Source organism: Aliivibrio sp. SR45-2, from assembly GCF_963890165.1.
Lineage (GTDB): Bacteria > Pseudomonadota > Gammaproteobacteria > Enterobacterales > Vibrionaceae > Aliivibrio > Aliivibrio salmonicida.
Map to the genome: position 1 here is coordinate 1 of NZ_CAWPRC010000193.1, position 14,189 is coordinate 14,189.

The 14,189-nt window shown below is 37.4% G+C and carries 14 protein-coding genes; 3 read left to right on the forward strand and 11 right to left on the reverse strand.

Annotation, left to right across the window (positions count from 1 at the left end; genetic code table 11):
* The first annotated feature begins 484 nt into the window (after positions 1-484).
* Positions 485-949, forward strand: a complete 465-nt coding sequence (locus tag AACV33_RS18290) for an RDD family protein (protein ID WP_017023234.1) — start codon at positions 485-487, stop codon at positions 947-949.
* A 56-nt stretch (positions 950-1,005) separates the two neighbouring features.
* Here AACV33_RS18290 and AACV33_RS18295 read toward each other — a convergent pair whose 3' ends face one another.
* On the reverse strand, positions 1,006-1,878 hold the full coding sequence (locus AACV33_RS18295) for a phytanoyl-CoA dioxygenase family protein (protein ID WP_023603939.1): 873 nt from the start codon (positions 1,876-1,878) through the stop codon (positions 1,006-1,008).
* 414 nt (positions 1,879-2,292) lie between these two features.
* On the opposite strand from AACV33_RS18295, the gene AACV33_RS18300 reads away from it, so the two are divergent.
* Positions 2,293-2,859, forward strand: a complete 567-nt coding sequence (locus AACV33_RS18300) for a PhnA domain-containing protein (protein WP_012551946.1) — start codon at positions 2,293-2,295, stop codon at positions 2,857-2,859.
* An 81-nt stretch (positions 2,860-2,940) separates the two neighbouring features.
* Here AACV33_RS18300 and AACV33_RS18305 read toward each other — a convergent pair whose 3' ends face one another.
* From AACV33_RS18305 to AACV33_RS18350, 10 genes are all read right to left on the reverse strand, one after another.
* Entirely contained in the window at positions 2,941-3,537 is a 597-nt protein-coding gene (locus AACV33_RS18305) for a hypothetical protein (protein ID WP_182700520.1), read from the reverse strand.
* Between the two features lie 257 nt (positions 3,538-3,794).
* Positions 3,795-5,171 (reverse strand): Re/Si-specific NAD(P)(+) transhydrogenase subunit beta, encoded by a 1,377-nt coding sequence (gene pntB, locus AACV33_RS18310; protein WP_012551944.1) that lies wholly within the window; start codon positions 5,169-5,171, stop codon positions 3,795-3,797.
* Between the two features lie 11 nt (positions 5,172-5,182).
* Positions 5,183-6,739, reverse strand: coding sequence for a Re/Si-specific NAD(P)(+) transhydrogenase subunit alpha (gene pntA / locus AACV33_RS18315; RefSeq protein WP_182700521.1), 1,557 nt, complete (start codon positions 6,737-6,739; stop codon positions 5,183-5,185).
* 258 nt (positions 6,740-6,997) lie between these two features.
* Complete coding sequence (locus AACV33_RS18320; RefSeq protein WP_012551942.1) at positions 6,998-7,276, reverse strand: HlyU family transcriptional regulator; 279 nt, start codon at positions 7,274-7,276, stop codon at positions 6,998-7,000.
* A 111-nt stretch (positions 7,277-7,387) separates the two neighbouring features.
* Positions 7,388-7,945, reverse strand: a complete 558-nt coding sequence (locus AACV33_RS18325) for an OmpA family protein (RefSeq protein WP_017023239.1) — start codon at positions 7,943-7,945, stop codon at positions 7,388-7,390.
* A gap of 109 nt (positions 7,946-8,054) precedes the next feature.
* Positions 8,055-9,191, reverse strand: a complete 1,137-nt coding sequence (locus AACV33_RS18330; RefSeq protein ID WP_182700522.1) for an ABC transporter permease — start codon at positions 9,189-9,191, stop codon at positions 8,055-8,057.
* The gene (locus tag AACV33_RS18335; protein WP_255458630.1) at positions 9,184-10,308 is read right to left on the reverse strand and encodes an ABC transporter permease; all 1,125 of its coding nucleotides are present in this window, start codon (positions 10,306-10,308) and stop codon (positions 9,184-9,186) included. Before AACV33_RS18335 ends, AACV33_RS18330 begins: the two co-directional genes overlap by 8 nt.
* A 24-nt stretch (positions 10,309-10,332) precedes the next feature.
* Positions 10,333-11,313 (reverse strand): HlyD family secretion protein, encoded by a 981-nt coding sequence (locus tag AACV33_RS18340; RefSeq protein WP_012551938.1) that lies wholly within the window; start codon positions 11,311-11,313, stop codon positions 10,333-10,335.
* A 5-nt stretch (positions 11,314-11,318) separates the two neighbouring features.
* Positions 11,319-12,707: a TolC family protein gene (locus AACV33_RS18345; RefSeq protein WP_023603929.1), complete on the reverse strand. Its 1,389-nt coding sequence runs from the start codon at positions 12,705-12,707 to the stop codon at positions 11,319-11,321.
* A gap of 95 nt (positions 12,708-12,802) precedes the next feature.
* On the reverse strand, positions 12,803-13,264 hold the full coding sequence (locus tag AACV33_RS18350; protein ID WP_012551937.1) for a TetR/AcrR family transcriptional regulator: 462 nt from the start codon (positions 13,262-13,264) through the stop codon (positions 12,803-12,805).
* Positions 13,265-13,751: 487 nt separating this feature from the next.
* On the opposite strand from AACV33_RS18350, the gene AACV33_RS18355 reads away from it, so the two are divergent.
* The gene (locus AACV33_RS18355; protein ID WP_012551936.1) at positions 13,752-14,048 is read left to right on the forward strand and encodes a YfcZ/YiiS family protein; all 297 of its coding nucleotides are present in this window, start codon (positions 13,752-13,754) and stop codon (positions 14,046-14,048) included.
* Positions 14,049-14,189: the final 141 nt, after the last annotated feature.

Below are 14,189 nucleotides of genomic sequence, written 5' to 3' on the forward strand. Positions count from 1 at the left end.
CTAAGCAAGGACATACCGTTAAATTAGCTGGTGGTTAAAATAATCCGTAGCTATCAACAAGCTAATAATCGATAGATAGATACGAAGTATTATTTAATGATTATTAGCTATTTTATGGTAAATACGATTATAGTTAAATAGCTTCGTTATGAACATTGGGATAGTACAGGGTAGAGAAAGCAGACAGATGATAATCCATTACATTAACTCCAAATCACATTTAACATAATATACATAATGCGCACTGAGCCATAGCTTCTTTAGGGGTGCCAACCCACATGGCTAAACTACTATAAATCATAGCTAATACGATAAACAACATTGATTGATAAAATATTGTTGTCTCTGAATTTTGTCTGATTAAATGCACAATCTGATGGTTCTCTTAATGTATCTTCTAATTTTCTAGTATAAACCTAAAACATAAGATACTTTGTCACCTTAAGTTGGTTAGATGTAATTTTCAAAAAAGGAAATATCGTATATGAATAATCCAAGTAAATTTGAATATGTTGGTTTTTGGCCTCGTGTCGGTGCATCACTACTCGATACCATTATTCTATTGGCAATTATAGTTCCACTAATGTACCTGTTCTATGGGGATAGATATTTCTATTCAACGGATTCATTTTTAGGCTCTGCTGATGTGCTAATCAATTACATTTTTCCTTTGATTGCTATCCTTCTATTTTGGACATACAAATCAGCGACTCCGGGAAAAATGGCAATTAAAGCCGTTATCGTCGATGCCGATACAGGAAAACAACCAACAATGAAGCAATACATTATTCGTTATGTTGGTTATTTCGTTTCAATGCTTCCATTCTTCGTCGGTATTATGTGGGTTGGCTTGGATAGTAAAAAACAAGGATGGCATGATAAAATGGCAAACACGGTGGTTATTCGCCAACAAAACCACAGCGTTAAAAATGTGAAATTTAGTCGTTAATCATCATATTCAACATAAAAAGCCCTCGTCAAGAAGGCTTTTTCATTTGATTATGATTAACCTGCGGTACATAATTTGGACTTCATTATGCCGTTATCATCATCCATTGTATTAGGATCTCTAAAGCTATCATCGTTTTCAGACAATGAGTATTTTGATTTTAACTCTATTGCATTTAGAAATAACCTTGGATCATTAATGTTACTCAGTATTAAAGTATCCGGTAAACAATCATCATCAATATAGTCAACAAAATCAGCCGCTGAATCGAAAGTTAAAATATCCAAAGCTAATCGATCTAATCCATACAAACCACGATGTATCATATCCGCGGAAAAAACCAATAAATCACCGGCTGCAAGTCCAATCTTTTTTCCTCCGGATATATCCTCATGGCTTTCGTGTCCATTTTCTTCTTGTCGGATATCAAACTCTTCAGCATTATCCCAACGTTTATGTGTTCCTGGGATGATCTCCATACCGAGTTCATCAAACAAAGGAATTCGAAGATGTACGACTTGTGTATCGTGAATTACTTTTTTTTGTACTTCTACATCATGATCATACTGACAGTCACGATGCCAAAAATCTTTTTGTTGAGGGTTTACTGGATTAAAGAACAATTGAGTATTCATAAAAACAGGATTTGTGGGGATAACCACATCGACTGCACTCATTATTTTCTTTGAGCTAATAAAATTAAACAGTTTTACCCTATCGTTGAATTCTAAGTATTGGCTGCCAGTAATTAAAGACGAATTGAATGCTTCTTCTTGATAAAATTCTGCGTTGTCTTCTTTCCATAACTCATGAAATTTTAATATAACGTCTCTAAGAGATGACATTTCAGATGCCGTAAAATAATTTCTAATGACAAAATAACCTTGCTCTTCATAGCTACTTTGTAACTGACTTTGATTATCTACCATTTAACAACGATGACCTCTATTAGATTATTAGAACTGAACTGCCATTCAAAGATACCAGCCTTATTCTTCGCTGCTGCATAGTACTGGTTAATTTTGGTCATTCAAGTTTAATCACACAAAAAGTGCAAAATAGAATCATCGCTTCTTTTTTTATTCAAAGTAGGATAGCTGAATTAGCCAATATTATCGTTTTAAAGTAGCATTTAGCAGATTTATTCTGTCGTGATTACTGGTAAATAATGGGAATTTTAACGCCATTTACGATTATGTTTTACCTCTTTGAAAAGCTATGTTTACTCCAGTGATACCAAACCTCCGATTAAGAAGAAAAATTACAGTATTCTCACCGCATTCCTTCTTCTTATGGTATAAACTTGGCATAATATAAACACAACTAAATAAACAGGCATAATTATGAGCACTGCAAAAACGCTATTAACTCGTTGCGATTCTAAATGTGAACTATGTGGTTCAACCTCTTCACTTGCACCATTTGCTGTGCCGCCAATGACAGATATCAATGTAGATAACTGTGTAATGATTTGTGATACTTGTACTGCACAAATTGAAGACCCAGCAACTATGGATGTAAATCACTGGCGTTGTCTAAACGACAGCATGTGGAGCCAAGTTCCTACTGTTCAAGTTATTTCTTATGTTCTTTTAAGCAAGCTTGTTTCTGAATCTTGGGCTCAAGATTCTCTTGATATGATGTATGTTGAAGAAGATGTTAAAGAATGGGCTGAGAAAGCACTTCTTGCTGACGGCGAAAAACCACGTGATATCAACGGCGTTGAGCTTAAAAAAGGTGACGACGTAACCGTTACTAAAGACCTTCCAGTTAAAGGTACTAACCAAGTTATCAAGCAAGGTACTGTTATCCGTGGCATTAACCTTGGTGACGATCCTCGCCTAGTTTCTGGTAAAGCTAACGGTGGTCAATCTATGTATGTAATCGCTGAATTCTGTCGTAAAAAGTAATTCGTTACTTAATAATCAGATAGACAAAAAAGACGCTAATATGCGTCTTTTTTTATGTCTGAATTTTCTTCATGTTAAATGTTAATCACGACTCCATTCATAAACATCAGCCTCCCCTTTATCTCTAAAATAGGTAGGATGAAGCTGCATGAATTGATCTTTCTTTAAATCACCTAGAGGCCAATTTGAGAAATCTTCGGATAATGAAAAATCTTTACTCTTAAGATATAAGTTTGATAACTTTCGCCAAACTTGCCTAAATAAATAACGAGTTCCATCATCGTTACAAATCAATGATGTTGTTTCTGGTGTTAAATCACCGACTTGAAGCGTTGCTTTTATTTGCGATTTGGGCTGACAAACCGCTTCATGAATAACAACAACCTCAAATGTATTGGTATACGTTGTATCAACGTAAATGGACGTATTGTTAGCCCTATTTACCCTTCTTAATATTAATTGCTTTGTATCTTTTGTTCTACCAACCTGAAGACCATTTGAAAGTGGCTCGTAATAACTCCAAGACCAGCTCCAATCAATATTGCGAGGAAAATAGTTTAATTGTGATGAGGAATGCAACCATAATCCTGCTGGTAATACGATTGAAATTAATAATATAAATACCGCTACTGCTTTGTACATAGGATGACCAACAAGTGATAATGCTTTTATTTCCATGATCTTATCCTATATTAGCTTTACTTTCAAAAAAGCCAACCCATTCACAAATACGCATAAATACGCAAATTGATTTGTATAACACCCGTAATATTTTTAATAATGTGCGTATTTATTGAATTAAATAAAACAAGAATGCCTCTTTTTTTATTTAAACGTTAGATTAGATAATGTTACAACACAATCATTAAACCCCTAGATATAAAAAAGCCGAGATATTAAATCTCGGCTTTTAATCAGAATATCAACTCGCTACATTAAAGATGCTTACTGATTTCAATACAAGTTGCTTTTGCATCACCAAAAAGCATCTCTGTATTTTCTTTGAAGAACAATGGGTTTTGAACTCCAGCATAACCTGTGCTCATTGAGCGTTTGAATACGATAACATTTTTCGCATTCCACACTTCAAGAACTGGCATTCCTGCGATTGGACTGTTTGGATCTTCCATCGCTGCAGGGTTAACCGTATCATTCGCGCCAATAACAAGAACCGTATCGGTGTCAGATAAGTCATCGTTGATCTCATCCATTTCAAGAACGATATCGTAAGGCACTTTTGCTTCTGCAAGTAGTACGTTCATGTGGCCAGGTAAACGACCCGCTACTGGGTGAATACCAAAACGAACATTGATACCTTGTGCGCGAAGTTTTTCTGTAATTTCGTGAACTGGGTATTGAGCTTGTGCTACCGCCATTCCGTATCCAGGAGTAATAACTACTGACTTAGAATTCTTTAGCATCTCAGCAACTTCTTCAGCTGTTGTTTCACGATGTTCACCTTGCTCTTCGTCATCAGAAGAGATAACCACGTTTTGGCCAAAACCACCCGCGATAACACTAATGAAAGAACGATTCATTGCTTTACACATAATATAAGACAGAATCGCACCAGAAGAACCAACTAACGCACCAGTAACAATCAAAAGATCATTTGAAAGCATGAAACCCGCTGCTGCTGCTGCCCAACCAGAATATGAATTCAGCATTGAAACAACCACTGGCATATCTGCGCCACCAATTGAAGCAACTAAATGGTAACCGAACGCAAAGGCAATTAGAGTGACTAGAATAATTGCAAACATGCTGCCGCCAACACTAACAAAGTAGTAAAGGAGTGCAGCTGAAGCAATTAATGCCACTAAATTTAATTTATGACGGTGTGGTAATTGAAGTGCAGACGAGCTGATCACGCCACGTAACTTACCGAATGCAACTAAAGAACCCGTAAAGGTCACTGCACCAATAAATATACCTAAGAACACTTCTACTAAATGGATATTTAGCATTGCGCCAGTAAGTACACCGTGATCGATGTAGCTGTTATAACCAACAAGTACCGCTGCCATACCAACAAAGCTATGAAGAATTGCCACAAGTTCAGGCATTTCTGTCATTTCAACTTTCTTAGCGTAATAAAGACCGATTGCAGCACCGATTGCCATAGCAACGATGATCCAACCTGTTCCCGCTGAATCAGGACCAAAAATGGTCGCAATTAACGCGATAGCCATACCTGTCATTCCGTAATAGTTACCAGAACGAGCGGTTTCTTGTTTAGACAATCCTGCTAAACTCATGATAAATAGAACGGCAGATACAATATAGGCTGCTTGAACTAATCCTGCTGACATTATTCTACCCCTTACTTATCTTTACGGAACATTTCAAGCATACGCTTGGTTACAGCAAATCCGCCAAATATATTAATACTTGCGATAAGAACTGCAATAAATGCTAAAACAGAAACAACGCCATTACCTTGACCAACCTGAAGTAATGCACCAACAATGATGATACCTGAGATTGCATTAGTTACTGACATCAGTGGTGTGTGCAGTGAATGACTTACATTCCAAACAACATAATAACCAACAACACAGGCTAAGATAAATACAGTGAAGTGAGCTAAGAATTCAGCAGGAGCGACAGAACCAACCCAACCAAAGGCTGCGATACCAGCACCAATCATTCCATATTTCTTAACTGGAGACATTGGAACTTCAACTTTTGGTTCAACTTTCGCTTTTGGTGCAACTTTCGCTTGAGGCTGAGCTGAAACTTGAATTGGTGGCGCAGGCCATGTTACTTCGCCTTCTTTAACCACAGTGACACCGCGAAGAACGACGTCTTCAAAATCGATGTTGATGTTACCATCTTTCTCTTTGCATAAAAGCTTAAGAAGGTTAACTAAGTTTGTGCCGTAAAGTTGTGATGATTGCGTTGGTAGACGACCAACCATATCAGTGTAACCTACAATTTTCACGCCATTGTCTGTTGTAATAACTTGGTCTTTTACTGTGTACTCACAGTTACCACCATTCGCGGCAGCCAAATCAACAATTACACTGCCCGCTTGCATGCTATCAACCATTGCTTTAGTAATTAGCTTTGGTGCAGGACGACCAGGGATCAGTGCGGTTGTAATGATGATATCAACATCTTTAGCTTGAGCTGCATATAACTCTTCTGCTTTTTTGTTAAACTCATCAGACATTTCTTTTGCGTAACCATCACCTGAACCTGAATTTTCTTTGAAATCTACTTCAAGGAATTCAGCGCCCATTGATTGCACTTGCTCTTTTACTTCTGGACGAACATCAAATGCTCGCACAATAGCACCAAGACTACCAGCAGCACCGATAGCCGCAAGACCAGCAACACCTGCACCAGCAACAAGTACTTTCGCAGGTGGAACTTTACCAGCAGCGGTAATTTGGCCAGTGAAGAAACGACCAAACTCATGGGCAGCCTCTACAACAGCACGGTAACCCGCAATATTAGCCATTGAACTTAATGCATCTAACGCTTGCGCACGAGAAATACGAGGAACTGAATCCATCGCCAAAACATTAATGTTTTTAGTCGCTAATTTGGCTAAAAGTGCTTCATTTTGAGCAGGCCAAATAAAGCTAATTAAACTAGCGCCATCTTGAAGTAATTCAAATTCATCAACACCTGTGGCGTCATTGATTTGAGGTGCGTTTACTTTAAGAATGATTTCTGATTTCCAAGCATCATCTGCAGAAACAATAGTTGCGCCTGCTTTTTCAAATGCTGCGTCATCAAAGCTTGCTAAAATACCAGCGTTTGATTCTACAGCAACTGTAAATCCAAGCTTTAATAGCTGCTCAACTGTTTTAGGAGTGGCAGCAACACGGGTCTCCCACGCGAATACTTCTCTAGGTACACCAATTTGCATAGTTATTCCTTGGCTATTGGCATGAATTGATACCTTCGTTTTATCTAACATAAGGTATTAATTCAAGTGTTTTGTAATAAAATGACATGATTTCATTACATAAAAATTGTTATCTGTTCATTCTCACTGTATTTCAGTAAAAAAACAACATTTTGATGACAAATAGAGGTCAAACCACTTACGCTTACTTATTGATTTTAATCACAAGTATAGAGTAAAAAACATACGGAAAAACAATATATATCAATTCATTAACACTTATTTGAAAATAGAATCGCCCATTTGGTCTATTAACATTTTGGATTTCCTTTCCATCAGTTCATCAGCGTTAGTTTTTGAAGAAATCACATCAGAACGAATAAAACGGTGCTCTTTTATTTCACCATTTATTTCTTTCGTTATTTTCCCTGCAATGCGAAATTGCCCATTATCAGGTTCTGAATTTGGATAGATGAGAAAAGAGTGATACTCAATTGGTGTGATTGTTGGCTCTTTTTTAGAAGAAGATGAGCCGAATATACGAGAAAAAAGCCCCATTTCATTTTCCTTTTTGAAATAAGGCTTATTATACCTCAACAGAGCATAGATGCAGTAGGATACTGAGAGCAATACTCTGATTAAGTTTATGTAATGTTAAGTGTTATAGCACTATTCTTCGTCAGTGAATAAATCAGCGACTGGCGTGATACGAATTTCAATTCGGCGGTTTTTCTTTCGTCCATTGGCATTCATATTCGAGGCAATAGGTTCCGCTTCACCAAAACCATACGTATTTATTCGATTAGCATCAACGCCTTTCTGCTCCAGTAATGCCAAGACTGAATTTGCTCGCTTATTGGATAATGAGGTATTAAATTGCTTGCTGCCACTGCTGTCAGTATGACCTGCAATAAATACCTCTGAACGAGGCTTATCATTCAGTAACTGTGCTAATTGAGTCAGTGCGTCTTTACTCTCATCTTTAATGACAATACTGCCTGAATCAAAACTGGTATCACCACTTAATAGCACAATGATTTCATCATTCACTTGTGCAACACTGCCAATATCATCTGTGATAATCGCATTCAGTTCGTCGTGATGGTAAGTAATAAAACTTTCAATGGTAGGTGTCGATTTAATTGCTGTAGTCTCATCTTCTGATGTACTTTGACAGCCACTAAGTAAGCTCCCTACTATAATAACTCCGAGTAAGTGTTTCTTCATTATAAGTATCCCTAGTCCAACTTGGCGTTAATTTATCAGACTTCGTTCGCTTATACATGATGAGTAAAAATAGAATAGAGACACTTCACGTACCTGTGAAATTGAGTTGTCACTCAGTTTCAATATTAATACGATTCTTTACTTTCTTTAGATAAATCAAAGAATAAACTAATAAGTAAAAAGCACTTAATCCATATAATCCAAGAAGATTCTTCATCACGCCTTGCAACCCACTTCCTTGTTGATTCAATAATAGGAAGCCATTGATAGCAAAATCACTCGGTAATAAGTGCATAACACTGACCAATAAGCTTGGGATCATTTCTACAGGCCATATAAAACCAGCACTAAATACAATAGGCATAGAGCTAAACAACACGACTAAAAGAAGACTTTCACAGTTAGGAAATAATTCACCGAGAATGAATCCAAGTAAGATAACGGAGGTTAGAAAAGGAACCAATAAAATCAATAGCTCTAATGGGTGACTAAAACGACTAATATCATAAAAATCAAATACAGAACCAAAATAGAAACAGGCAAGAACCAGCTCAACACACAAAAAGAGACTGAATCTAATCAGCATTATTTTTGGTGATTTCTCATGAGGTTTTACGATTTTTTGCCTTACACCAACGGCCATCAATAATGTTTGTTGCAAGATCAAAACAAATACTGCGGGTACAACATATTGCTGATAACCCATATTATGATTAAATACAGGGATATAATTAGAATTAAAAGGCTGAAAGGTCTTCACCGCTTGAGTTATTGGTGTCCCATCAATTGTCATGTTAGCGACTCTTATTTCAGCAGAAATAGTTCCTCCTGCCTTCATTAATCCTTCGATAATGGTGCCATAGACTAAAAAGTAAGAGGCATCCCCTGCATAAGCGACAGTTGGAGATTGTCCTAACAATAAATTTTTAGAAAACTCGGTAGGGATAACAAGAAAACCACTGACTTTCTGCGACATGAATTGATTTTTAGCCTCAGTTACGCTTTCGGCTTGATCAACCACATTTACTTGTTGTGAGCTATTGACCATTCTAATGAATTTTCTACTGAGATCTGATTTATCTAAATCCACCACCGTGATCTTTTGCTCTTCTGGGCTCTGGTGTTGATAAGGTAACGGATAAAGGAATGCATAAAACAATACACCTCCAACCATCGCCATTAAAATGGTGCTGTTAGTAAAGATGGCTTTTGCTTCAGTCCCAACTGCGCGCCATAATTTATGCATTTGATTTCCTTAATCGCGCAGTCAGTATTAATAAAGGCACTAAAAATAACGATAATGCCGTTACATTAGGAATTGATTGAATCAAGTTATACCCATAATTAGTCTGCTCTATTTGAGCTCTAACAAAATGACTCGCCGGTAAAATTGAATGCCAAAATGTTGCGATAGTATTCATGTCTGTCACGGGGAACGTCACCCCTAAAAAAGCAAAGCTTGGTGCCGTATATGCGCCAGAGATGCTCATTGCTTTTACTATATCATTGGTGACGTAGGCAATAAGTACACCCAAGCTAATACAGGCCAATGTCATTGCACTCATGATCAATAAGAACTCAGGGATATTCGCCAAAAATGGAAAGCCTAAGATCTTATATAAGAAAACAAATAAAATGGAACCTACGAACATAAAGATGAAAAAATAAAACCCGACAAATTGCATCATCGTATTTTTTGTTTGATGGTCAAACCAAGATCTCAACGACGATTTATTCTCAATTTTCATGGCATTATTCATTGCCCATATCATGCCAACAATCATCGCCATTTGCCAAATGGCAGGAAGAATTGCAGACAGCAAAAACTGATTATAATTACTGCCTAAATTAAATAAAGGCGTGATTTGTACATTAATAGGAACGGCCGTATTAATGGCTTGAGTCCATGTTGTTTCATGGGTACTTAAGGTTTTAATTGTGCTTAATTGAGCTTGCATCGTCATGTCAGTCTGCAATAACGCTGAACTAATTTGTTTCGCAATCAAAATATACTGTGCATTGTAAAAACCTGATATCTGTGGGCTTTTACCGAGTAATACGTCTTTTTCAAAATTAGCGGGAATAATGACATACCCATAGTTATGTCTATCTTTAAGCGCAGTATTTGCAAAAGGAATGCTTTGTTGAATCGACCGAACTTGCAATGTGGGTGTCGCATCATAATTACGAGTAATCATGCGCGATAAGCTAGATTGGTCAAGATCAACAACATCAATAGGCAACTCACGAACGACAGAGGCTGAGAATACCCACCAAATCATCAAAGATAAAATAACTGGCAACCCAAACGTAGCTGCTACTAGCCAGTAATTAGAAAGATAAGAACGCCATAATGTTTTCATAGTAGTACCCAAAGTAGCGTTGTATTACTTTTCAATTCGAACAATAGCACTCATACCAACTCTTAGGTTTGGTATTTTTTTCGTTGGATGCGCTTCAACTTCAAATGTTTTTAAATCAAATCCTTGACTGTTATCCGTTGCACGCCAAGTCGCATAATCCCCTAATACAGAAATATGAGTAATGGTAAAAGGAACCGTCGCATCAAGGGCTGGTAGATAAACCGACAATTCATCACCTTTGTTATAGTGCTTTAGGTTGTCTTCTCTTACATGAAAAATAGCCCACGCATTATTCATGTCAATAACCGTCACAACAGGAAACCCTTGAGGCGCAATCTCTCCGGCGTTTAATAAGACTTGCGACACCTCTCCTTCATACCAACTGTTTATTTTGGTATCTGCGGCATAAGCTTCAACTTCAGCAACCGCACCAGAGGCCATTTTTACCTTTTCATTAGCGGCTCGTTTTGTTTCTACTCGAGCCCCTTCTTTTGCCATTTGATACATTTGGTATGCTGCATTTTCAGTGTATTTAGCGGCTTGCCATTGAGTGTATGTTTCATCTTTCTTTTGTTCAGCAACCACACCATCGTTGTAAAGGTTATTTACACGAGCGTATGTTTTCTCTAATAGTTGATTCGCAGCCTTCGCTTTTCTCCACTGATCACGAGCTGCCGATATTTGTTGTTTTCTTGCTCCTTTTTCCGCTTCTTGAGCTAATGCACTTGCGGCGGCTTCCCCCGCTTTTGCTTGAGCCAATTTCGCCTCTATTTCAGGACTGTAAAGAGAGAAAACTGCTTGGCCTTTTTCTATTTCATCGCCTTTTTTTACAAAAACACTTTCAATACGCCCAGGGACTTTTGAAGAAACATTGTATTGCTCCGCTTCAATTTGACCTTGTAGTAACTCTGGACGAGGCTGATAAGCTGCCCAAAAGCTGTATCCAACCCAAGAGACCACTGAGACGGCAATAAGAGAACCGATAACGTTAGTTGCTTTACTCATGATGATTACCCTTGTCTTGCTTGCAGTTGATATTGATTAAATGTATCGGTTTGATTGCTTAATGCGAGTAACTTAACTAGCGAAATCACATAATTAAACGAAGCAAGCGAACGTTGAGTTTTAATACTGGCTAAATACAGCTCAGCATCAACGACATCAAGTGATGTAGATAATCCTTGCTTAAACGCTTTTTCACGAAGAAACACGTTTTCAGTTGCCAATGTAACACTCGACGCTAATCCATTATATTCATCGATGGCTTGCAGTGCTTGGCGGTATGTTTTTTCAACAAGTAAAGAGAGATCTTGCTTCGCCTGTTGTTTTAAATACTGAACTTGTTGTATTGCACTGTGTGCCGCCACCACTTTCTCTGAGCGACCTTTGTTATCTAATAAAGGGACATTCATACCAATACCTACCATCCAATCGGGAGCTATCTCAGCAGATAAGCTGTCACCTTCATATAAATTGTAGTTACCATAGAGGTAAACTTCTGGGTAGTATCGTCCCTTTTCTGCTTTTACCAAACTTTGAGCTTGAACTTCTTTCGCGTCTAATAAAGCTAAACCAGGGTATGTATTTAAAGTACTATCAACAAAAGAACCTAATTCTGGGAGTGTTGCATTTATAAATAACATAGTCTCAGGCGTTACCGCGTCACGAGTTTGAAGCATTTGAGATAATGCGGCATTGGCAATATCCCGATCTTGTTCCGCTTTACGTAAATCAACCTTTGCTTTGTCATAAGAAGCATCCGCTTGAAGTCGTTCAACTTTTGCTATTTGCCCTTGTTGTTGAAGTTTCACAGCATTGCTACGGTGTTTAGCGAGTCCTTGTTCCACTTCTGTATAGGTATTCACAACTTCATTGGCTAAAACAACACTAAAATAATATTTAGCGAGATCTTCATAAGAGGCTTGTTGTTTCATTAATAGCTTACTACGAGCTTCTGTTGTCTTTCCTTCCGCGGCACTCTCTGCTGCCGAAATCCTACCGCCAGTAAATATAGGCCAAATAGCACGAATAGAGCTGGTAAAAATGTCTCTTTCAGTTAGCGTCGATGTAATAGGTCCACCGAGTTTATTGATCAACCCAGATGCCGCACCGGCAAAAGCAGGGTTAATATCGGTACTATCGAGTAGCTGTTGGCTACTTACGGTGACATCATCATCTAAATAAGTGTAGTTTGCTGTCAGTGAAATGGAGGGAAGATTTAAGTCACTCGTAGCAGAAGCTAATGATTCTTGGCGCTGAACATTCATTCGTTCCGCCGCGATACCATTATGATTATTAAGAACGTTTTTCCATGCACTATCAAAGTCGACCGATTTAGCCTGAACAGAAATAGATAATACAGCGGTTAAAATAATTGATAAGCGAGTCATTTTTAGCATAAGCCCTCCGTTGCGTAGAGTATATACTCTAGATTGATCCATATGCAAAAAAAAAGCTTACCACAATAGGTAAGCTTTTTTAGAAAAAGAAACGATTATTTAGTCATACGGACAAGAGACAAACCAATTAGCCACTCTAAATCTTTACGGCTTTCTTCGCCGTATAAATCTTCAACCAAACCGTATAAACGCTCAATACCATTGTGCGCAAATTCGTGAGCGTTAGCTGACGTTACGATGTGGTGGAATAAAAGACGTAAAATTGCGCGGAATTGTTCATCTTCTAGAGAGGCAATCCAGCTATCAATGAATGCTTGTTTATCACCTTGCATTTCAAGACGTTCTGCAAACAAACGGAAGATACGACCATCTAATGCTGCTGTAAAATCAGTTTTCTTTGGAAAATGATGGCTAATACCAGTTCTTGATACACCAGTCTGTTGACTTAGTGTGGTATATGACATTTTGTCATAGCCTAGGCGTAATAGTTGATCAATAACTGCATCCATGATCTTCTGGATGGTGATTTCAGTATCTTCTTTACTTCTTTTTGGCATAATAAAGCTCTTCTAATGTGGTTAGTCCATTAAGAAATTAATCATAAAAATTTACTAATGACAATTATGTAAGTAAATTTATAGGATTCAATTCCATTTGTATAATTGTTTTTATAATATTTTGCACAATCAGTGATGTCGCGCAAACGGTTCGCTTATAAAATACCTCTTAAATATGAGAAATAAATTTATTAAGGTAAAATAAGCAAAGACTTACAGCAAATAAATGCACACTTTATATGGGCAGTCTGCGTTATACAGTATGGAATTACAATACACTACACTGCATTATGACAAAGAATTGTCATAAAGGTTCATTTTTTGGGAGAGTAGTCCCAGGTTACAAGCTTGAGTTTGAAAGATTGAAAGATTGAAAGATTGAAAGATTGTTACTAAACGAATGCATTTTAAAGAAGCCAATAAAATGGTAGTTTTCTTACATAAAGCGTCATAATATAAAGACATTACTACTATTGAGGATATAACTATGAGTTCTGATGTTGAACAAAATGTACCTTGCGATGCCTGTGGTTGCAGTGCAGAAATGGGCTTTATCATTAAAGAAGGCGATGATGTAGCTGAAGTAAGTATCTTTGCGGATAATAAATCACAACTTAATGCAGAGTTTGCTAATTATCTGACTCTTGCAAAAGAAGTGTGTGCTGAAGTAAAAACGGACATTGAAATAACAGAAAACGAAAAAGAATTACATGCACGCCTACAATTTTCATGCAGTGCAGAAAAACTGATTTATGAATTAAAAACACGTTCACTTCGACGTTAGTTTTTATTTTTGTATAAAAAAAGGCTCCAACATTATTGTGTTGGAGCCTTTTTTATTAAATTAGAGAGATTAAGCTGCTTCGATTTTTGCAGCTTGAGGGCCTTTTGGTCCCTGCTCTACTTCAAAAGTTACTGCTTGGCC